This window comes from Planctomycetota bacterium (genome assembly GCA_016125255.1).
GTDB lineage: Bacteria > Planctomycetota > Phycisphaerae > Phycisphaerales > Zrk34 > RI-421.
Genome location: WGMD01000002.1, coordinates 834,993 through 854,918, shown reverse-complemented (window position 1 = coordinate 854,918; position 19,926 = coordinate 834,993). Strand labels below are relative to the sequence as shown.

Sequence of the window (19,926 nt, the reverse complement as noted above, 5' to 3'; positions counted from 1 at the left end):
ATACGTCACGTCGTCACCGCATCATCCGTCTCCGCTTTCGCCGGGCGGCCGACCGGCGCGTCGGAGGGCCCTTCGCCGGCGTGGCCGAGGCCCGTGACTTCAAGGAACGCGTCTTCGAGGTCCATCGGGACTTCGTTGAACTGGGCGATGGCGATGCCGGCGTTGACGGCGGCGGTGAGCAGCTCGGCGAGCTGGCGGTCGTCGGCGGTGCTGGAGAAACGCACCTGCGACTCGGCTTCGCTGGGCAGCACCTCCGCCCCGGGTTCGAGCTTGTCGCGCAGCATCGCGGCGAGCGCGTCAACCTGCGCCGCGTCGGCGAGGGTGGCGAGCACCGTGCGGCGCTGGCGCACCTTGTGCATGATCTGATCGAGCGTGCCGAAGGCGCGGAGCTTGCCGTGCGTGATGATGGCGACGACGTCGCAGATGCGCGACAGCTCGGGGAGGATGTGGCTGGTCACGATCAGCGTCTTGCCCATGTCCGAGAGGCGAAGCAGAATCTGCCGCATGTCGATGCGTGCGGCGGGGTCCAGCCCGTTGGCCGGCTCGTCGAGGATGAGCACCTGCGGATCGTGCAGCAGGGTGCGGGCGATGCCGACGCGCTGCTTCATGCCGTGGCTCAGCGCCTCGACGTACAGGTCCGCCATGTACGTCGTGCCGGTGATCTCCATGACTTCCTCGATGCGGCGGCCGCGCTGTTTCTGCGGGATGCGGAACGCGGCCCCGAAGAAGTCCAGATATTCGCGGACGCGCATGTTGTCGTAAGCGCCGAAGACGTCGGGCATGTATCCGACGAGGCGCTTGATCTGTCGCACATCGTGCGAGCAGTCGTGACCGGCGATGAAGGCCTTGCCTTCGGTGGGGCGGGCGAGTCCGACGAGGATCTTGATCGTCGTGGTCTTGCCCGCGCCGTTGGGGCCGATGTAGCCGAGGATCTGCCCGCGTTCCAGATGCAGGTTCAGGTTGTCCAGCGCGGTGAACTCACCGTATTTTTTGGTGAGGTTGATCGCCTGTACGACGGGTTGGTCGGTGGTTTGGCTCATTTTGTGTTTCCATCGGAGGCGACGACGCCCGAAAGCTCGAGACCGAACTGCCGCACGGACCAGATGTCCGTTCCCTGCACCTGTCCGGGCAGGCGGTTGTCGGCGTTCTGGACATCGAAAGCAAGCAGGACGCCGCCGCGTGCATCGATCTGAAGTTTGCTCACATCCAGCGTGACCACCACGTGTCCATCGGGCCCGGTGAGCCGGGCGAGTTCGATCGGCTCGGTGCCGCGGATGGTCAGAATCCGCACCGGTCGCCCGATCGCCGTGATGTCCAGATGCACCTTCGCCTCGGTGATCTTCAGCGGCCTCGCGCCGGCGGGGATCACGAAGCGGGCCAGATACGCGCTGGGTCCGGAGATTTCGTCGAGCCACTTGCGCGTCGAGGCGATGTAGATCGGCAGGCGGTTGAGGCCGAACTTCTCCTCACGCACGCCGATGTCCTGCATTTCAACAAGCGGCCAGGGAATGCGGACCTTCGTCCCCGGTTCGCTCGCTTCGATCGACAAGGGCATGGACCAAAGCGCCTCCACATGCTCCGCCAGCGCCGGCTCGACATGCAGCCCCCAATCGATGCCCTCGCCCCACGCCAGCAGCGTCGGCTCGTCGAAGCGCGTCTGCGTGAGCACATCCTTGAGTGCGGCGGCGCGGCGCTGCTGGGTCTGCGAGAGCAGGCCGTTGGTGAACGCCGCCCCGCGCGGCAGGACATCATCGGGCGTGATGCTCAGCGTGCGCGTCGCGCCGGAGCCGGCGAGGTCCACATGCAGATTCGCCTGATCCGTCTTGAGAAGCGCATCGCTCATGTCGCCGTGCGTGGGCCAGTTCACTTCGCCGCTCAATCCGTCGGGCCCGAAGCGCAGATGCATCGTCGGCGAGCGCTCGAAGTTGAGGTTTGCGGCGAACTCGACGGGGCGAACCGCGCCGGCGGCGATCGGCAGGGCGGGCCAGCGCCATTGATCGACATCGCTCCACATCATGCGGCCGATCGGCTCGGCCTGCCCGAGGGGCTGAGGCCAGGTCCATCCGCCGCCGCCGCCGCGCACGTCGAGCGTCGCGCCTTGTCCGTCGAAGAAGCCCAGCGTGCCGTGCAGTCGCGCGGCGGTGAGGCCGGGCTGGGCGTGGACCCATTGCAGTCCCGACACCGTCGGCGCGACCTTGCCGCGCTGCGACTGGCCCATGCCCACCAACACGCCCATCGCCGCCAGCGCCGCGACCGCGCCCACTGGGCCGACGCGTTCGAGTCGGCCCGCCTTGTAGAACATCGCGCCCGAAAGCACCAATACGGCGATCAGCGCCCCGAGCACGATCGCGACATTCTCCCGCGGCACGATCTGATAGCCGATGGCGTCGCTCACGAACGTCTGACCGGTTGGCCCGGCGAGGAGCGCGGTGTCCTCGACGCGCTTGTCATTGAGGAGCATCGTCGGCAGGATCAGGCCGCTGAGCACATTGATCGCCGCGTCGGCCTTGGGGTCGGTCCAGGCGCGGCCGCCGAGCGTGCTGACAATGATCTGCCCCGCCCCCAGCGAGCGCGTCAGCAGGGCGGGCCAGCGGTTGACCTCCAGCAGCGTGTCGAATCCCGGCGCGGTGAGCCGGGTCATCGTGATGGGCTGCTCCACTTCCACCGTCGGCTCGCTCCAGGCATTCTGTCCCGACAGCCGCATCGGCGCGCCGCGCCCTTCGTCGAAACGGATCGTCGTCAGCGTCACCTGATCCAGGTACGAGATGCTCCATGCCTCGCCGAGCAGTTCGCGCATCGCATCGGAATCGACCTGGTCGGCGAAGATGAGCAGTTTGCCCCCGCCGAGGACCCAGCGGAGCAGCCCGCGGCGCTGGGCGGCGTCCATGAGCGGGTGATCGGCGCTGAACATGGCGACTTTCACGCCGTCCCACCCGACGTCGAATCGCATCGCGCGGTGCGGGGCGATGAAGGACATGCCGGGCGTGAGACTCATGCGCTTGCGGGCCAGACTCATGACGCCGATCGCTTCGTCGTCGAGCTTGTCATTGTCGGAGATGACGGCGAAGAGGTTCGGGTCCTGCACGAGGCGCACGAGTCCGGGCTGACGATCGAACTCGACCTCCGCATCGGTGGGCGCGAGGAGCGTTTCGGTGGCGGCGGTCTTCTGGTCCGCGCCCGCGGCGCCGAAGCGCACCGGCAAAAACACTTCGCGGCGCGTGCCCGGCGGGAGCCAGACGTTGCGTATGAACTCCCGCTGCGATTGGTCATCGAATCGGAAGATCAGCCGCGCGTTCTGCGGATCGGGGGTGTCGTTGCGCAGATGGCCGAGGACCAGCCCCCATCGATTGGGCTGATAGAACCCGATGCCGCCCACGCCGGCGGAGCCGCTGAGCGTCGGGTGGGTCGCGGCGGGGCGATCGGCGGGCTTGTCATCGGCGGCGTGAGCGGCGGCGACGTACAAGCCGGCGACGATCCCGATCCATACCGGGAGCCAACCGCGCCCGCCGCATCGATTGCGAATTTCGCACATCACACACAAGGCCTCACTCATGGCGTCACGAAAGCGATCTGAACGAGCCGGAAGACCTGCATCATAAAGGATCGCTACGCCCTTGTAAAAGCGGGGGCTTGCGCGACCGGGGGGCGCGTGGGGCGGTTGGGCCGATAAAAGCGGTCAACGGGCGATCAAATCGGCGGCTCGGTGGGTCGGCGGGACCGCACGATTTGTAATGCGACCTTATGAAACGGGCCGATGACGTTTACATCGGGCCCGCCGCGTTTGACAAAGTCGGTGGCGATGGGTCAGAATGTCGGATGAACGGGGCGTCCCCTGACGCCCGCAGTTCCACGTGACGTTTCGATTGGGGTCGTTCCACAAGTGAATATTTGACTGACGCGCAAGGCGCGCCGCACGATGCGGTGGGCCGAGGCCGCGTCAGGACCGCGGCCGATTGTTTCGGTTGCGGCCAACGGTAAGGGCGATCCGTCTGGGTGGGCGGGTCGGATGGACAACGGGTTCCTCTTTTTACGGGAGACGTAACTTATGAGGCCCATCAAGTTCCTGATGTGCAGTTTGGTTCTGGGTATTTCGAGCGGGGCGTTCGCCGGCTCGGATGACAGCGATCTGCGTGCGGAGCTGGAAGCTCTCAAATCGCAGGTCAAAACTCAGGCGACTGAAATTCAACAGTTGCGGGCGGCCAACGGCGACTCGTGGCTGACCCAGCGCCGCGCTGAGGAAGTCAAGACGCTCATCCGCGACGTACTCTCCGACGCCGACACGCGGGCGAGTCTCGCCGAGGGCGGCATGACCGCCGGCTGGAACGGGCACTTCTACCTGTCCAGCGAAGACGGCAACTTCCTGATGCAGGTCAGCGGCGTCGGTCAGGCCCGCTACACCTTCAATCGCGCCCGCGGGCGCCCCGGCTCGGTCATCACGACCAATGCCAACGGCGCCGTCGCCGCCGCCAACAACAACGCCACCGATCGCAACGTCGCCGGGTTCTCCGTCCGTCGCGCTCAGATCCGTTTTGACGGCCACCTCTTCGATCCCAAGTTCACCTACGCCGTGCAGATCAACGTCACCAACGCCAACAACAACTTCAGCCCCCCGGCCGAGGACCTGGGCGGCGGCGACATCCAGATCTACTTCGATCATCCGGGCGGCCCGGACATCGGCGCCGGCAACAACAGCGGCGACATCTACCTCGAAGACGCATGGTTCGCCTATGAATTCGCCGACGGCTGGACCGTCAAGGGCGGGCAGTTCAAGGCCCCGTTCCTTCATGACGAGCACGTCAGCGGCGCTCATCAGGTCGCCATCGAACGCGCCTTCGTCACTGACCTGTTCACCGTCGATTACACGCAGGGCGTGCAGCTCGCTTATGACGGTCAGCTCGTGGGACAGCCCGTCCGCATCGCCGGCATGATCCATGACGGCTCGTATCAGTCCAACACCAACTACAACTCCGACACGACCGACATCGCCCTCTCCGGCCGCATCGATGTGCTGCTGGCCGGCGACTGGAACGAGTTCGAAGACTATCAGGCATGGAGCGGCAAGCCCATGGCCCTGAAGGTCGGCGGCGCGTTCACGTACGAGGAAGGCGAAGGCGGACGCAGCACGCTGACGGACACCACCGTCCCCGGCGCCGGCGCGCCCTTCGTCGGCGTCGAGCCCAACACCGTCGACGTGTTCAAGTGGACCATCGACGTGGCGGCTGAATTCCCCGACATGTTCGGCCTGAGTCTCTTCGGCGCGGTGGTCGGCCAGCACCTCGACGGCAACGGCGAACCCGTCTCCGCCACCGGTGCCGGCGCGGTCGCCTTCCCCCTGCCCGGCATCGTCGACGGCGCCGATCAGTGGGGCGTCGTCCTTCAGGCCTCCGCCTTCGTCATCCCCGACAAGATGGACGCGTTCATCCGTTACGAATACGTCGACTTCGACGGCGTCGTCTTCGTCAACATGCGCGACACCGCCCGCAGCAGCGGCACGACGAGCAACTCGCTCTACTACCCGATCAGCGGACCGTTCGATGATCGCGTGCACTTCGTGACCGTCGGCTCCAACTACTACTTCCACGGCAACGCCGCCAAGGCCAGCGTCGACCTCGTCTATGTCCTCGGCTCGCTGCCCATCGCCGACTCCGGCGCCGGTCTCCAGGCCGCCGGTGATGACCAGGTCAGCATCCGCGCTCAGTTCCAGTTCATGTTCTGATCGCGATCGGCGACTCCTCCCACCGACAAGCCCGCCGCCCCAAAGGACGGCGGGTTTTTTCATGCGCCGCGCTTCGCCGCAAAAAAAACACACGACCGTAGATGCGGTCGTGTGTTTGTGCGTGAACTTGTAAGCCGAATTCTGTATCACCCTATAGGTGACGGCGACCATTTCTCTAGGTCCGCCGTTGCCGACGGACTCGAGCAACCTACCCGGGGTTTGGCGAGCCGGACCGGCTCATCGCCCCTGCTTGGTCTTGCACGCGGTGGGGTTTGCCGTGCCTTCGGTGTCGCCACCGAAGCGGTGCGCTCTTACCGCACCTTTTCACCCTTGCCGGGGAAGCTGTCAGGTGTCAGCTTTCAGCGATCAGCAAAGAAGCGCTCTGGCTGATGCCTGACGCCTGACCGCTGACAGCTTCCCCGGCGGTTTGTTTTCTGTGGCACTTTCCCTACGCCGGGCGTCGCCGCGCGGCGCGGTGGGCGTTACCCACCACCGTGTCCTTCCGTGTTCGGACTTTCCTCTCGCAAAAGCGAGCGGCCGCCCCGTTCACGCACGGCTCATTCTAGGCGGGGGGACTTAAGTCCCCCCGTCTCCGCCTCGAATTGTTCGCGCCCGGTGAATGATCGATGTGAAGTTGGACGATGCCCCGCGGCGTCGCTACCCTTCGCGAATATGCCCACGACCGGTACATCCCATGAGATCGTCGTCTGGATGGACGCGGCGCGCGCTCCGTTGGTGGAGGCGGTGCTGGGTCGTCTGGCGGACCTGCGCGTGCTGGCGATCGGCGGGCCGCGCCGCTCGGGCATCGCGCCCTTGGCCGAGTCGCTGGGCGTCCGGGCCGACGACGATCTGCGCAAGATGCTCATCGATCAGCCGGCCGGGTACATGCTGCTGGCCGTCGCCGGGGGCATCAGCCGTGCGGAACTGGCGCAGGCCCGGTCGGCGGGGACGATGATCCTCGCGCTGGAGCCGATCGCCTCGGCGATCGATGCGCTGCCGCATGACGAATCGCAGGCGGGGCACGTCGTTTCGCTGCCGTGGTTCCGCGCCGCCGCCGCATGGCAGCACGCCGCGGACCCGCAGCAGGTGCTCGGGGCGATCCGCTCCGTCCGCATCAGCGCCCTCGCCTCCGCGCACGCCGGCTCGCTCTACGCCCGGCTCTACGATGCGATGGAGATGCTCATGAGTCTCCTCCCCGCCCCCGATACCGTCGACGCCGCGCTCACCGGTCCGCTCAAACAGATCCCCGAAGACCCCCGCAATTTGACCGGTCATCTGACCGCGCATCTGCGCATCGGCGCCGCCGCCTCCGCGATCATTCACGCCTCCGACAACGCCGCCGTCTGGCGACGCAACATGGTCGTGCTCGGCGATGAAGGTCAGCTCGTCATCGACGATGAGGGCTATCGCCTTTACAGCGCCGCCGGCGAACTGCTCGATGAGCACCCCGCCCCCGCGGCGGCGCCCGATCCCGCCGAATTGATCGTGCGCCAATTCCGCCGCATGCTCGATGGTGCGCCGCTGCCCCGTCCCGTCGAGCCGCGCCAGGTCATCGCCGCGTGTCAGGCCGCACTGCTCAGTTGCCGCACCGGGCAGATGGAATCCGTCAGCACATTGCTCCGCATCAGCGGTGCGTGACTTGTTTTTCTTCACTCCCCACTCCGCCGCACTTCTCAAATCACCTTCGCAATCACCAGCCACGCAACCGCCATCGCCAGCGCCACCCGGTAATACCCGAACACCGCCAGCCCGTGCTGCTTGAGGTAGCTGACCATCCACTTGACCGCGATCACCGCGCTGACCAGCGCCGCGACAAGGCCGATGATCAGACTGACCGCGCCATAGTGTTCGAGCATGGCGTGTCCGTGCTTGTGTCCGTCATACGCCGTGGCGGCGCCGAGCATGACGACGCCCAGCAGGAAGCTGAACTCGACCGCCGCCGGGAGCGACATGCCCACCAGCACGCCTCCGACGATCGTGACCAGCGACCGGCTCACGCCCGGCCACATCGCAATGCACTGCATTAATCCGATCACCAGCGCCTGCCAAGCCACCAGCTCGTCCACGCCGAACCCCTCCGTCGGCTCCTTCTTCTTGCGTGACCACGCCACCGCCAATATCGCCGCGCCGCCCAACCCCCACGCCGCGATCGTCGGCCAAAGCCCCCATCGATCTCCGCCGAACAGATACTCCTTGATGATCTTGTTGAGCAGCAGCCCGATCACCGCCGCAGGCACGAACGCCACCGTGATGTTCTTCGCCAGATTCAGCCCCGCCTTGTCCCGCCCGACGAGGCCGCGCATCGCCTGTTTGACGCGACCCATGTAAAGCCCGAGCACCGCCAGAATCGCCCCCGCCTGAATCACGATCGCATACGCCTCCGCCGCCTCCGAGTCGGGGATCCCCATCGCCCGCTGCGCCAGTATCAGGTGCCCCGTCGAACTGACCGGCAGATACTCCGTCAGCCCCTCGACAATCCCCAGCACAATCGCCTGCATCGGCGACATGTCGCCCCCGGAAGCAGGTGCCGCCGACTCGGTCGCCGCGAAAGCGGCCCCTGTGATCATCAATATCAACCCCAATGCCAGACACCATTTAACGTAACGCATGTCACTCCAATCAATTAAATCGCCCATCGCCGCTTGCGGCTTAGCACGTTTCCCGTCATTTCGCCCATAAAACGTCGGCGATTAGCCCATAGTTCATGCACTCGGGCTTGACTTTAGCCGTCCATCCGGATAAACGGATATAATGTCGCCCCGCCCGATGGGCCGATCATGAGGCATCCGGTGCCTTTGGGGCGGCAGTGAAACATTGGAGCATCGAACGTGAGCAGTCTTTTTCTTCGTGAGCTTGGCAAGCGCGTCCTCTTCCTCGATGGTGCGATGGGGACGCAGGTGCATGCGCTCGATCTGGATCTGAGCCGCGACTATCTCGATAAGGAGAACTGCACCGAGGTGCTCGTGCTGACCCGCCCGGATGCGATTCAGGGCATTCACGAAAACTACCTCGCCGCCGGGGCCGACGGCGTCGAGACCGATACGTTTGGCGGGATGCCGCATGTCCTGTGCGAGTTCGACTTGCAGGACCGCTGCCGCGAGATCAACCGCCGCGCCTGCGAGATCGCCCGCGCCGCATGCGACAACCATGCCACGCCCGACAAGCCGCGCTTTGTCATCGGCTCCATGGGCCCCGGCACCAAGCTCATCACGCTCAATAACATCGACTGGGACACGATGCTCGCCTCCTACCGCGAGGCGGCGCTGGGCCTCATCGAAGGCGGCACGGATGTCATCCTCCTCGAAACCGCGCAGGACATCCTTCAGCTCAAGTGCGCCATCAACGGCATCCTCGATGCGATGGCCGAAGCCAAGACCTCGCCCGATGACATTCCCATCATGGTGCAGGTCACGATCGAGCAGGGCATGGGCACGACGCTGACCGGCTCCGAGATCGCGGCGGTCGGCGTGGCCCTGCGGAATTATCCGATCATGTCGCTGGGCATGAACTGCGCCACCGGGCCGACGGATATGGCCCAGTACATCGGCTGGCTCGCCAAGTATTGGGACCGCCACATCAGCGTGCTGCCCAACGCCGGTCTGCCCGTGCTCGTCGAGGGCCGCACCGAATATCCGCTCAACCCCAAGGCCTTCGCCGAGGTGATGCGCAAGTTCGTCGACGAATACGGCCTGAGCATCGTCGGCGGATGCTGCGGCACCACGCCCGAACACATCCGCCAACTCGTCGCGGCGGTCGGCGTGCGGCCCATCACCAGGATCGACAAGCAGCCGCTCGCCCCCGCGTGTACTTCCCTCTACGCACCCGTCGACTATCGGCAGGACAATTCCCTGCTCAACGTCGGCGAGCGATGCAACGCGTCCGGTTCGCGCGCGTTCAAGAAGCTGCTCGAAGTCGAAGACTGGGACGAGATGGTCAGTCTCGCCCGTCAGCAGGTGCGCGAGGGGTCGCATGTGCTGGACGTCAACGTCGACTACGCCGGTCGCGACAACGCCGCCGACATGGCGTCGATCGTGTCGCGCTTCGTGCGGCAGGTCAACGTCCCGCTCATGCTCGACTCGACCCAGCCCGCCACCATCGAAGCCGGGCTCAAACACTCCGGCGGCAAATGCCTCATCAACTCCGCCAATCTCGAAGACGGCGAAGAGAAGTTCGCCAAAATGTGCGACCTGGCCCGGCGCTACAACGCCGCGCTCGTGCTGGGAACGATCGACGAGGACCCCGAAGAAGCCATGGCGCGCACGGCCGATCGAAAGATCAGCATCGCCCAGCGCATGTTCAAGCTCGCCACCGAAAAATACGGCCTCCAGCCCGAAGACCTGATGTTCGACCCGCTGGTGCTGCCGATTTCGACGGGCATGGACAAGGATCGCCGCAGCGCGCTCGAAACGATCGAAGGCACGCGCCGCATCGCCGCCGAGCTGCCCGCGTGTCAGATCACCTGCGGGCTGAGCAATGTGAGCTTCGGCCTCAAACCCGCCGCGCGTCAGGTGCTCAACAGCGTGTTCCTGCACGAACTGACCGAAGCGGGCATGACCAGCGCGATCGTGCACGTCTCGAAGATTCTGCCGCGCAATCGCATTGAAGACACGCTCTGGAACGCGGCGCTCGATCTGATCTACGACCGCCGCCCCGCGGAGAAAGTCGCGCTGCGCGACGGGACACTGACTGACGATCCGTTGCAGATTTTCGTGGACCTGTTCCCGGATGACGCATCGGAAATGTCCATGAAGCAGGATATCGCGGCGCTCCCGCTGGAAGAGCGACTGCAAAAGCACATCATCGACGGCGAGAAGAAGGGACTCACCGAAACGCTCGACGAAGCGATGAAGAAGTATCCGCCGCTGGAGATCATCAATGATCACCTGCTTGCGGGCATGAAAGTCGTTGGCGACCTGTTCGGGTCGGGTCAGATGCAGCTCCCCTTCGTGCTTCAGAGCGCGGAGGTGATGAAGATGGCGGTCGCGCATCTCGAACCGCACATGGAAAAGGCCTCCGGCGGCGGGAAGGGCCGAATCGTCCTCGCCACCGTCAAGGGCGATGTGCATGACATCGGCAAGAATCTCGTCGACATCATCCTGACCAACAACGGCTACGAGGTCGTCAACCTCGGCATCAAGCAGCCGATCAACACGATCATCGACGCCTGGAAGAAGCACCGCGCCGACGCCATCGGCCTCTCCGGCCTGCTCGTCAAATCCGTCAACGTCATGGAGGAGAACCTCAAGGAGCTAAACGAGCAGGGCATCACCGTGCCGATGCTCCTCGGCGGGGCCGCCCTCAGCAAACACTACTGCGACTCGCACCTCCGTAACGTCTACCTCGGCAAGACGTATCACGGCAAAGACGCCTTCGAGGGCCTGCGCATCATGGACCATCTGATGAGCGGCAAGTCCGATCTGCTCGATACGGAAATCGAAACGCGCCTCACCAAGCGGGCCGAGGTCGAAGCGAAAGTCGCGGCGCGTCCCGCGCCGACCGGCGATACGGCCGTGGCGGAGCGATCGGCTGTGGCGACGGACGTGACGATCCCCGCCGCGCCGTTCTACGGTTCGCGCGTCGTCGAATCGATCCGGCTCGATGACATCTACCCCTTCGTCAACCGCATCGCGCTGTACCGTGGGCAGTGGCAATTCAAGAAAGGCGCCAAGAGCGACGCCGAGTATGACGCCATGCTCGAAGATCAGGTCGATCCGATCTTCGACCGCCTCGCCGCCCAATGCAAAGCGGAGAATATCCTTCGCCCGCAGATCGTGTATGGCTACTACCCGTGCCAGTCCGCCGGCGATGATCTGATCATCTACGACGCTGTCGATCACGACCGCGAGATCGAACGCTTCCGCTTCCCCCGCCAGCCGGGGCGCCAGCGTCTTTGCATCAGCGACTTTTTCCGCAGCGTCGAGTCCGGCGAGAAGGACGTCGTCGGATTTCACTGCGTCACAATGGGCCCGCGCGCCAGCGAAGTCGCCAAGGCGCTTTTTGAAGCCAACAACTACACCGAGTATCTCTACCTGCACGGGTTCGGCGTCGAATGCGCCGAGGCCCTCGCCGAACTCTGGCACAAGCGCATGCGCCAGGAGCTGGCCATCGACGCCGACGATGCATCGGAAGTCCGCAAGCTCTTCACCCAACACTACCGCGGCTCGCGCTACAGCTTCGGCTACCCCGCCTGCCCCGAGATGAGCGATCAGGAAAAGCTCTTCCGCCTCATCCGCCCCGACCGCATCGGCTGCGTGCTCTCGGAAAACTGGCAGATCGACCCCGAGCAATCGACCAGCGCCCTGATCGTGCACCACCCGGAAGCGAAGTATTTTAATGTGTGATCATCAAAGCCGTGTACGGTCTTTGCGATATGACAATTGAACCGCCGAGACGCAGAGTCGCGGAGAATGGCAACTTGCATATGTCTTTCTCCGCGCCCTTGCCGTCTCGGCGGTTCATCTTTCCGCATTTCACGACACGATGGGCCGATTACAGAAATCGCGCCGCCGCAAGGGCGAAACGATGCACCGGCGACCGCCCCCGGAATCGCTCCGCCAGTTCGCGCGTCCGCCGCGCGGTCTCGGCGAGGGCGTCGAAGTTTTCGCCGGCGTCGAAGCGGTCCTGAAGTTCGTACGCCATCCGCTCCAGCGGGCTCTCGTGGTAATCGAATTCGATCAGATCGAAGCCATACATCACGAGAAAGCGGTTGAACCCGAGCGTGCGGCTCTGGGCGACGTGGATCAGTTCATGAAAGAACAGCGATTCGTTGTCCGCTTCGGGGCGGAGGACGAAGAATGTGTCATTGAATGTGATCCCGCGCGCTTGAAGCGACCCGAACTCCGGCACGTCACGCAAACCCCATTGCTCAATCGGCGGCTGCGGCGTCGAGTCGCACACGACCGCCTTCGCCTCCCGCAAAAACAGCGGCGAGAAGCAGTATCCGAGCCGCGGGAATCCGAAGTGCATGACCGGCGTCGCCTCAGCGTGATGCGCCTCCAGCACTTCGTCGAACCACCGCCGCGCCCGCGGCAATATCGGCAGCATCGCCAATAGACTCACGCCCCCGTCTCCATCGGCTTGCTTCGCCCATAGATCGCGCCGACGATCAAACCCGCCAGCGCCAATTCGATGACATTTCCCGCCGCCCATGCCGCGAACAATTCGCCCGGCAGCGGCTCCACGCCGTACATGATCAGATTCCCCGGCGCCATCGCCAGTCCGAACATCGCCCCGAACTTGAGCCCGCTCCCCGCGCACGTCGTCTTCGCGCACATGACGTAAAACAAACAGAACATCACCGCCGAGAGCACCTGCCCCGCCGTCATCGCCGGCAGAATCATTTCCTCGGGCTTGCGCCAGAACGACGCGGTGGCCCCGTACACCCCGCTCAACAGTTCCTGGTGCAAGACGAAGTCGAACACCATGACAAACACCGCCATCGCGATCATCGCCGCGATCAGTCGTCCGATTTTCATCAGCGGGCCTCCGAAGATGGATTGATCATACTCTATCCATTTTCCTGCGCATTCTCACGATGTCCGAGCGGGGGTTCGATGTGCGCCGTCGCATTCGCCCGGCCGAGGCAGTCTTCGATGCGGCCCTCGATTTCGCTGGCGATCGAATGGGCCTTCACCACCGTCATCTCGGCGGGCAGTTGCAGATGCAGGTCCACCCAGTGAAACGCGCCGACGTGGCGGTGGCGCAGTTTGTGATAGCTGAGAATCTCGCCCGCTTCGACCGCGTCGTCGAGCAGTTGGCGCATGGCGGCCTCTTCTTCCAGGTCCGCTTCGTCCATGAGCCCGGCGAGCGACTGCCGCATGAGCCGCAGGCCCGACACGGTGACGTAGATCGCCATGACGATGCCCGTCACCGCGTCGAGCCAGACCCAACCGGTGAAGCGCACCGCGGCGAGCGAAGCGATGATGACCAGCGTCGTCAGACAATCGATCATCAGATGCGTGCCGTCGGCGCGGAGCGTGGGGCTGTCATAGGTGCGCCCGTGTCGCTTGACGTACAGCGCCAATCCGAACATCGCGATGTTGACGATCGCCAGGGCGCCCATGCCCGCATCGAGCGCCTCCGGCGCGAGTCCGAACCAGAGCCGCCGGGTCGATTCGAAGACGATGATCAGACCGGCGACGACGATCATCGTGCCTTCGACGCCGACGCTGATGAACTCGATGTTGCCGTGCCCGTAGGGGTGCTCGCGGTCGGCGGGCTGCGAAGCGTACCACGTGCTGAACGCCGCCATCGCCGCCGCCACGATGTTGACGACCGACTCCATCGCGTCCGAGAGCACCGCCGCCGAATGCGTCATGCCGAACACGCCGAACTTCGCCGCCGTGATGATCGCCGCCCCGACGAGCGACACGATCGCCACGCGCTGCGCCGCCCGCAATTCGCAAAGATGTGCCTCGTCGGTCATGTTTAGATGTTAACGACAGCGCGTCGAATTGGCGAAGTCAGCCAAGAGCACTCTCATTCACATGATCGCTACAACAGTCGCGCCGATTCGATCCGCAATCATGTCCGCGACGACACATCGATGGCAATCTTCATGGCATCGTTCGTAACAAAGCAGTGCGATGGATTCGGCGACGGCGAGTTTTGCCAGCGCATCGAGTTCATCTTCGCGGCCGCGTTTGGCGAAATCACGGAAGCGGCGCATGAATTCCCGAATATCTCCGGTTGATTTGAGCATGTCGCGCTGATGTTCGGTCGAGCCAAGCCGTGTCCAAGATTCGTATCGAATTCCCGCATCTTCACATCGCACCTGCAGCGCGGTTCGGCGGAAATCCGGCTTGCGGGAAAACGGCTTCTCTCGAATGTCAACCAGCACGCCCACGCCGGCATCTTGCAGCCGGCTGATCAGATCGTCGCCGTCGCGTCCCTCGTACCCGACGGTATAGACCACATGGCCATCGCCGTCACGCACGGTCTTGTATACGGTGTCCGGGCTGGCGGAAGAGACAGCGACGCCGAACGCGGCAAGGGCTTGTGAATTGCGATTTCTGCGGGCCTGATGTTCACCAAAGAGTTTCATCGTTGGCGGTATCCTTTGGTGGGTGAAAAATGCCGGTTACGGCAAGGTGTTGAGGATGCTGAGCGTAGTTGCCCATGAAGAATGATAGTCGATTTCGACTGCTGCAGATGTCATCGAGCCACTTGTCGCGCATCCGTTTAATGGTGTCTTCGTATCGGTGACGCCACTGACGCCATGTTTGACAGACTTCCCATGAAATAATGCGCGAGCGATGCTCGATGCCGTCCGTGTCCTTCCAGATGAATCGGAATGTGTACGGAATCTTCTCCAATTCTTTGTTCTCTTCAAAGAGACGTTGCTGCTTGAGCTTTTCAAGTTGTGCCGGGCTCCATTCCGGGCTGTCAGACTCGGCAACAAAATCCAGCACCTTCTCAACGGCGACTGGGCACAATGTTCGACCTGTGTCGCGCATACTTGCAACAGAAGGAAGGATCGTCGGATTGACCCAAGCGCAGCGGGACGCCCATGTATCCAGATGGTCCAGACGCTTGAGAGTCAGTAGATTTGGCCGCCGCGTTTCAGGTCGGGTGTCTGAGCCCTCTGAAACATCCACAGTGACCACGTCATATGTTTTGAATTGCTGCTCTTCTTCAAGGTATCGGAGCGGAATGGGGTAAAGACGGCGCCACTCCGATAGATCAGAGATGCCGCCGGTACAGACGAGCTCGACGTAATCTCTGCTCGGCGACGGATAAGTTCTTACGGTAATCAGAATGCGTTCAACGGGCATAGAGCGACTCCCCGGAAAGAGTGTGCGATTACAGGGTCTCGACGGTGATGTTCGTGTTGGTGTAGATGCACAGTTCGCCGGCGATGGTCATGGCGGCTTTGACGACGTCGGCGGGGGGCATGGGGGTGTGCTGCATCAGGGCGCGGGCGGCGGCGGTGGCGTAGGCGCCGCCGGAGCCGATGCCGATGATGCCGTCGGTCGGTTCGATCACGTCGCCCTGTCCGCTGATCATCAATGACGACTTGCGATCGGCGACCGCCAGCAGACTTTCGAGCCGGCGGAGATAGCGGTCGGTGCGCCAGAGTTTGGCCAGCTCGATCGCTGCTTTCTTAATGTTGCCCGGCGAGTCCTTGAGCTTCTGCTCGAAGCGTTCCAGCAGCGCGAACGCATCGGCGGCGGAACCGGCGAAGCCGACCAGCACGGTATGGTCCGCCGTCGGCGTGAGGCGGCGAATCTTCACCGCGTCGGCCTTGGCGACCGTGTTGCCCAGACTCACCTGCCCATCCCCGCCGATCGCCACGGATTGCCCGCGGCGGACGCAGAGAATCGTCGTCGCATGAAATGTTTGCATGAGGGGATTGTAACAACCCATCCCCCCGTTTAGCGACGCCGCTCGCGGCGTGCTTACGACCGCCGATACGCAATGAACGTCAGATCGTCCGGCTTGCTCGGTTGTCCGTCGGCGGGATGCGTCATGCGATCGTGCGCGGCCTGGGCGATCTTCATCGTCGCATCCGTGATCGGTCCGGTGCGGAGCATCTGCACGATCTCCTCCAGATGCAGATTGTCGAAGAGCCCGTCGCTGGCGAGGATCAGCGTGTCGTGCGCGGCAAGCTCGATGGGCGAGCCGATCTCGATGCGCATGTTCGCCATGCCGATGATGTTCGAAACGATGTGCCGGTCTTCGTGATGAATCGCGTCGCGCTCGGTGAGGAGCCCGGCTTCGACGGCGAAGCCGACGGGCGAATGACAGACGGTCTGCAATTTGATTTTGCCGCGCTGGCCGGTCACGAGAATCATCGAGTCGCCCACGTGGTAGGGCCGGGCGGTGCCGCCGGCGATTTCGACGGCGGCGAGCGTCGTCGCCGCGCCGATGCCTTTGTCCATCACGGCCGCGTTGGCCTTTTCGATGGCGTCGAGAATCGCGCTGCGCAGTTCCGACCCGTCGGCGGCGGCTTTGCGCAGCGTGGCGTGCATCGAAGTCACGGCTTGTCGCGACGCATGTTCGCCGGCGCGCCCGCCGCCCATGCCGTCGGCGACGACGAGCACCGCCGACTTGTCGTCGTAGGGAATGATCGCCGCCGCGTCCTCGTTGGGCGTCGTCTTCACCGGGCTGCGCGAAGAATAAATCGCCGCCACGCCGCACGCCGCCGTGTGCGTCTCGACATGCGCCATATCCTCATCCAGATACAGCGTGGCGTCCTGTGGCGATCGCAGAATCATGTGCAAGTCCGATATGGGCAAACGCCCCGTATCATCATCGGCTCGCCATACGCATGATATTCAATCCAAAACGTCCGGATATGTCGGCCAACGAGCGATTTATTGGCACGAAGACACGAAGACGCGGAGACACGAAGAAAACGCAATTCAGTTTGAATGCGATGCTAACACATTGTCAAAACGTAAAAGCCCTCTTCATCCGATTGATCTTCTTGGCTTCCTTCGTGCCTTCGTGTCTCGGCGTCTTCGTGTCAAAAGATGTTCCGCACTGAACGCGTTTCACACGCGATGCGTGATCACATCGCGGGCGAGGTGGATGATCGCGTCGCCTTCGTTGACGAGCGGGTGGTTGGTGTGGCCGATGACCAGGCCGCTCGAGGGGCTGGTCACGAGGACTTTCTCATCGCCGAAGGCGTCGCGGATGACGCCCAGGGGTTGATCCTTGGTGACGGACTGGCCGAGTTTGGCGCGGAGTCGGAGGATGCCGCTGCGCTTGGCGCGGATCCATGTGCGATTGGGCGCCTCCATCGACTTGAGCCGCCCCTTCTTCTCGCGCGACTTGATCATGCCCAGCGCGGCCATCACGCGCAGCACGCCTTTGACGCCGATGTCGATCGCCTGCGAGTTGAAGCGGTGCGGTTCGCCCGCTTCGTACACGAGGATCGGCGTGCCGCGCTTGGTGACGGCCTGTCGCAGGGAGCCCTCGGGCGAGTCGCCGTGGATCATGATCGGCGCGGCGAAGGCCTCGGCCATGCGGCGCGTTTCGGGGTCATGCAGATCGCAGCGGACCTGGGGGAGATTCGTGCGGTGCTCCCCGGCGGTGTGCAGGTCGATGCCGTGCGTGCAGTGCCCGACGATCTGCTTCATGAACAGATGCGCCAACCGCGACGCCAGCGAGCCGGAGGCGAGCCCCGGAAACGAACGGTTCAGATCGCGTCCGTCCGGCAGATAGCGGTCGCGGCGGATGAAGCCGAAGACGTTGACGATGGGCACCGCCACGACTTCGCCGTGCAGCGAGCGGACATTGATGCGGTCGAGCACGCGCTGAATGATTTCGACGCCGTTGAGTTCATCGCCGTGCAGCGCCGCCGAGAGCCACAGGCGCGGGCCATCGAATTTGCCGTTGACGACTTCGACGGGCAGGGAGACGTTCGTCTGCGTGGGCAGCCGGGCGACGGGCAGTTCGAGGCGCTGGCGCTGGCCGGTTTTGATGGCGATGTTGTTGATGGTGACGGTGCTCATTTGGACTCCGCCCCGGGCTCATCGCCGGTTTTCTTCTTCTTGGGTTTGGGTGCTTCGCTCTTTTTGGGGACCAGTCCGCGCAGCGTCAGCAGCTTGCCGAAACAGAGCAGTTTGTCGCCGGGCATGACGATGCGTTTGCCGCGCGGATTGGGGATCACCACGCCGTTGCGGTCGATGCTCAGGATCAAGACGTCCAGATCACGGACGCCCGAATCCGCGATCGCCTTGTTGGCCATCATCGAATCGTTGTCGACCGGCAGCTCGACGATGCCGTACCCGCCTTTGACGGTCAGCCGCTGGCGGATGTCGATGTCGGGGAAGAGGACCTGCTCTTCGAGGTAGGCGATAATCGTCTGGGCGATGTCGATCTTCGTCGCCCCTTCGATGCCCTCGAGTCCCGGCGAGGAGTTGACTTCCATCACCTGCGGCCCGACGCTGCTTTCGAGCATGTCCACGCCCGCGATGCGCAGGCCCATGATCTGCGCCGCCCGCACGGCCGTCTGCTCATACGCCGGCTCAAGCTGCACGGCCTCGGTCGTCCCGCCGCGGTGCACATTCGACCGGAACTCCGTGCCCTGCGCCCTTCGCCGCATCGCCGCCACGACCCGGTCACCGACGACGAACGCGCGGATGTCGCGCCCTTTCGATTCGGCGACGAACTTCTGCACCATCACGTTCTGCTTCGCCCCCTGAAGCGTTTCGATGATGGCCTCGGCGATCTTCACCGACTCGGCGAGGATGACGCCGACGCCCTGCGTGCCTTCGAGCAGTTTGATGATGACCGGCGCGCCGCCGACGCGCTCGATCGCCGGGAGAATGTCGTTGCGATCGCGCACGAAGGCGGACGAGGGGATGCCGATTTCATGGCGCGAGAGGATTTGCAATGAGCGCAGCTTGTCGCGCGAGACGCTGATGGCGTGGGACGAGCTGGCGGTGAAGACGCCCATCTGTTCGAACTGCCGGACCACCGCGGTGCCGAAGAAAGTCACCGAGGCGCCGATGCGGGGGATCACGGCGTCGTAGGTGCTCAGCGGCTTGCCGCGGAAGCACAGGGCCGGCTCGGATTGCTCGACATAGATGGAGAACTTGAGCGTATCGAGGACTTTGACGTTGTGGCCGCGCTGCAGGGCGGCTTCCTTGAGTCGTCGCGTGCTGTAGGCGCGCGGGCTTCGGGAGAGAATGGCGAGCTTCATGACGAGGAAATCCTTTTCGTCGACTTCTTCTTGGTGGGACGCTTCTTGAGCCGGACTTTCTTGCGCTTCGGTCGCGTCGCCCGGAACGACCGCGCGGGGTCGACGACGAAAAGCCCGCGCAGCGCTTCGCGGCCGATGAGCATGCGGAAGCCCATTTCGTCGCGGTTAGTCAGCGTGACTTCGATGAGCCGGCGCTGACCCATGAGCTCCATCTCTGTCATGACGACCGGGCGTGCGTCGGCGTGCCCGCTGCTGGAGCGCACGCGGCGCAGGTCGATCACCGGCGCCTCGGCGGCGATGGACTGAGTCTTGTTGCGCTGCATCGGATGCACGCAGAACCGCACCATCGCCACGCCGCGTCGCTCGAAGTAGAACAGGTCATACGCGTGCAGCGCGCTGGTGCGGGCGCCGGTGTCGATCTTGGCCTTGATCGCCTTGATGCCAAGCTGCGGCAGCGCGATCCACTCACGCCACCCGATCACCGCTTTCTCAGCAGGACTCATGCGTTCATTATCCGATCACGCGCGCCGCGCCGCAAATCATCTCGCATCGGCGCGGC

The 19,926-nt window shown here is 63.9% G+C and carries 16 protein-coding genes and 1 other RNA gene; 3 read left to right on the top strand and 14 right to left on the bottom strand.

Features of this window, described 5'->3' with window-relative positions; translation table 11 throughout:
- Positions 1–5 precede the first annotated feature (5 nt).
- The gene (locus GC162_04805; protein ID MBI1367955.1) at positions 6–1,040 is read right to left on the bottom strand and encodes an ATP-binding cassette domain-containing protein; all 1,035 of its coding nucleotides are present in this window, start codon (positions 1,038–1,040) and stop codon (positions 6–8) included.
- On the bottom strand, positions 1,037–3,553 hold the full coding sequence (locus GC162_04800) for a hypothetical protein (GenBank protein ID MBI1367954.1): 2,517 nt from the start codon (positions 3,551–3,553) through the stop codon (positions 1,037–1,039). Before GC162_04800 ends, GC162_04805 begins: the two co-directional genes overlap by 4 nt.
- A gap of 492 nt (positions 3,554–4,045) precedes the next feature.
- On the opposite strand from GC162_04800, the gene GC162_04795 reads away from it, so the two are divergent.
- Complete coding sequence (locus GC162_04795) at positions 4,046–5,716, top strand: hypothetical protein (GenBank protein ID MBI1367953.1); 1,671 nt, start codon at positions 4,046–4,048, stop codon at positions 5,714–5,716.
- Positions 5,717–5,830: 114 nt separating this feature from the next.
- Here the strand turns inward: GC162_04795 and rnpB are convergent.
- Positions 5,831–6,269: RNase P RNA component class A (gene rnpB, locus GC162_04790), an RNA gene on the bottom strand.
- Positions 6,270–6,388: 119 nt separating this feature from the next.
- On the opposite strand from rnpB, the gene GC162_04785 reads away from it, so the two are divergent.
- Positions 6,389–7,354 carry a hypothetical protein gene (locus tag GC162_04785; GenBank protein MBI1367952.1) on the top strand — a complete coding sequence of 322 codons (966 nt, stop codon included), beginning with the start codon at positions 6,389–6,391 and terminating at the stop codon, positions 7,352–7,354.
- A gap of 35 nt (positions 7,355–7,389) precedes the next feature.
- Here GC162_04785 and GC162_04780 read toward each other — a convergent pair whose 3' ends face one another.
- The gene (locus GC162_04780; protein MBI1367951.1) at positions 7,390–8,223 is read right to left on the bottom strand and encodes an undecaprenyl-diphosphate phosphatase; all 834 of its coding nucleotides are present in this window, start codon (positions 8,221–8,223) and stop codon (positions 7,390–7,392) included.
- Between the two features lie 321 nt (positions 8,224–8,544).
- On the opposite strand from GC162_04780, the gene metH reads away from it, so the two are divergent.
- Complete coding sequence (gene metH, locus GC162_04775; GenBank protein ID MBI1367950.1) at positions 8,545–12,057, top strand: methionine synthase; 3,513 nt, start codon at positions 8,545–8,547, stop codon at positions 12,055–12,057.
- A 148-nt stretch (positions 12,058–12,205) separates the two neighbouring features.
- Here the strand turns inward: metH and GC162_04770 are convergent, their stop codons facing one another.
- The 10 genes from GC162_04770 to GC162_04725 all read right to left on the bottom strand — a co-directional run bounded on the left by GC162_04770 (position 12,206) and on the right by GC162_04725 (position 19,870).
- Positions 12,206–12,775, bottom strand: coding sequence for a hypothetical protein (locus GC162_04770; GenBank protein MBI1367949.1), 570 nt, complete (start codon positions 12,773–12,775; stop codon positions 12,206–12,208).
- The gene (locus GC162_04765; protein MBI1367948.1) at positions 12,772–13,191 is read right to left on the bottom strand and encodes a hypothetical protein; all 420 of its coding nucleotides are present in this window, start codon (positions 13,189–13,191) and stop codon (positions 12,772–12,774) included. The genes GC162_04770 and GC162_04765 overlap by 4 nt, the downstream gene beginning before the upstream one ends.
- A gap of 32 nt (positions 13,192–13,223) precedes the next feature.
- The gene (locus GC162_04760) at positions 13,224–14,141 is read right to left on the bottom strand and encodes a cation diffusion facilitator family transporter (GenBank protein ID MBI1367947.1); all 918 of its coding nucleotides are present in this window, start codon (positions 14,139–14,141) and stop codon (positions 13,224–13,226) included.
- A 57-nt stretch (positions 14,142–14,198) separates the two neighbouring features.
- Complete coding sequence (locus GC162_04755) at positions 14,199–14,759, bottom strand: DUF488 family protein (GenBank protein MBI1367946.1); 561 nt, start codon at positions 14,757–14,759, stop codon at positions 14,199–14,201.
- On the bottom strand, positions 14,743–15,489 hold the full coding sequence (locus GC162_04750) for a hypothetical protein (protein ID MBI1367945.1): 747 nt from the start codon (positions 15,487–15,489) through the stop codon (positions 14,743–14,745). The genes GC162_04755 and GC162_04750 overlap by 17 nt, the downstream gene beginning before the upstream one ends.
- 28 nt (positions 15,490–15,517) lie before the next feature.
- Complete coding sequence (gene hslV, locus GC162_04745) at positions 15,518–16,060, bottom strand: ATP-dependent protease subunit HslV (GenBank protein ID MBI1367944.1); 543 nt, start codon at positions 16,058–16,060, stop codon at positions 15,518–15,520.
- A gap of 53 nt (positions 16,061–16,113) precedes the next feature.
- Positions 16,114–16,932 carry a SpoIIE family protein phosphatase gene (locus tag GC162_04740; GenBank protein MBI1367943.1) on the bottom strand — a complete coding sequence of 273 codons (819 nt, stop codon included), beginning with the start codon at positions 16,930–16,932 and terminating at the stop codon, positions 16,114–16,116.
- A gap of 279 nt (positions 16,933–17,211) precedes the next feature.
- The gene (locus GC162_04735) at positions 17,212–18,174 is read right to left on the bottom strand and encodes a deacylase (protein MBI1367942.1); all 963 of its coding nucleotides are present in this window, start codon (positions 18,172–18,174) and stop codon (positions 17,212–17,214) included.
- Entirely contained in the window at positions 18,171–19,367 is a 1,197-nt protein-coding gene (gene rimK, locus GC162_04730) for a 30S ribosomal protein S6--L-glutamate ligase (protein MBI1367941.1), read from the bottom strand. The genes GC162_04735 and rimK overlap by 4 nt, the downstream gene beginning before the upstream one ends.
- A complete protein-coding gene (locus GC162_04725) occupies positions 19,364–19,870 on the bottom strand; it encodes an ATP-dependent zinc protease (protein MBI1367940.1) in 507 nt (168 codons plus the stop codon). The genes rimK and GC162_04725 overlap by 4 nt, the downstream gene beginning before the upstream one ends.
- Positions 19,871–19,926: the final 56 nt, after the last annotated feature.

Bases quoted from the DNA above. Each gene is read 5' to 3' on its own strand.
- GC162_04760 (MBI1367947.1), bottom strand. From the start codon at position 14,141: ATGACCGACGAGGCACATCTTTGCGAATTGCGGGCGGCGCAGCGCGTG.
- GC162_04780 (MBI1367951.1), bottom strand. From the start codon at position 8,223: ATGTCGCCGATGCAGGCGATTGTGCTGGGGATTGTCGAGGGGCTGACG.
- GC162_04725 (MBI1367940.1), bottom strand. From the start codon at position 19,870: ATGAGTCCTGCTGAGAAAGCGGTGATCGGGTGGCGTGAGTGGATCGCG.
- GC162_04765 (MBI1367948.1), bottom strand. From the start codon at position 13,191: ATGAAAATCGGACGACTGATCGCGGCGATGATCGCGATGGCGGTGTTT.
- GC162_04805 (MBI1367955.1), bottom strand. From the start codon at position 1,040: ATGAGCCAAACCACCGACCAACCCGTCGTACAGGCGATCAACCTCACC.
- rimK (MBI1367941.1), bottom strand. From the start codon at position 19,367: ATGAAGCTCGCCATTCTCTCCCGAAGCCCGCGCGCCTACAGCACGCGA.
- GC162_04755 (MBI1367946.1), bottom strand. From the start codon at position 14,759: ATGAAACTCTTTGGTGAACATCAGGCCCGCAGAAATCGCAATTCACAA.
- GC162_04800 (MBI1367954.1), bottom strand. From the start codon at position 3,553: ATGAGTGAGGCCTTGTGTGTGATGTGCGAAATTCGCAATCGATGCGGC.
- GC162_04735 (MBI1367942.1), bottom strand. From the start codon at position 18,174: ATGAGCACCGTCACCATCAACAACATCGCCATCAAAACCGGCCAGCGC.
- GC162_04785 (MBI1367952.1), top strand. From the start codon at position 6,389: ATGCCCACGACCGGTACATCCCATGAGATCGTCGTCTGGATGGACGCG.
- hslV (MBI1367944.1), bottom strand. From the start codon at position 16,060: ATGCAAACATTTCATGCGACGACGATTCTCTGCGTCCGCCGCGGGCAA.
- GC162_04750 (MBI1367945.1), bottom strand. From the start codon at position 15,489: ATGCCCGTTGAACGCATTCTGATTACCGTAAGAACTTATCCGTCGCCG.
- GC162_04740 (MBI1367943.1), bottom strand. From the start codon at position 16,932: ATGATTCTGCGATCGCCACAGGACGCCACGCTGTATCTGGATGAGGAT.
- GC162_04795 (MBI1367953.1), top strand. From the start codon at position 4,046: ATGAGGCCCATCAAGTTCCTGATGTGCAGTTTGGTTCTGGGTATTTCG.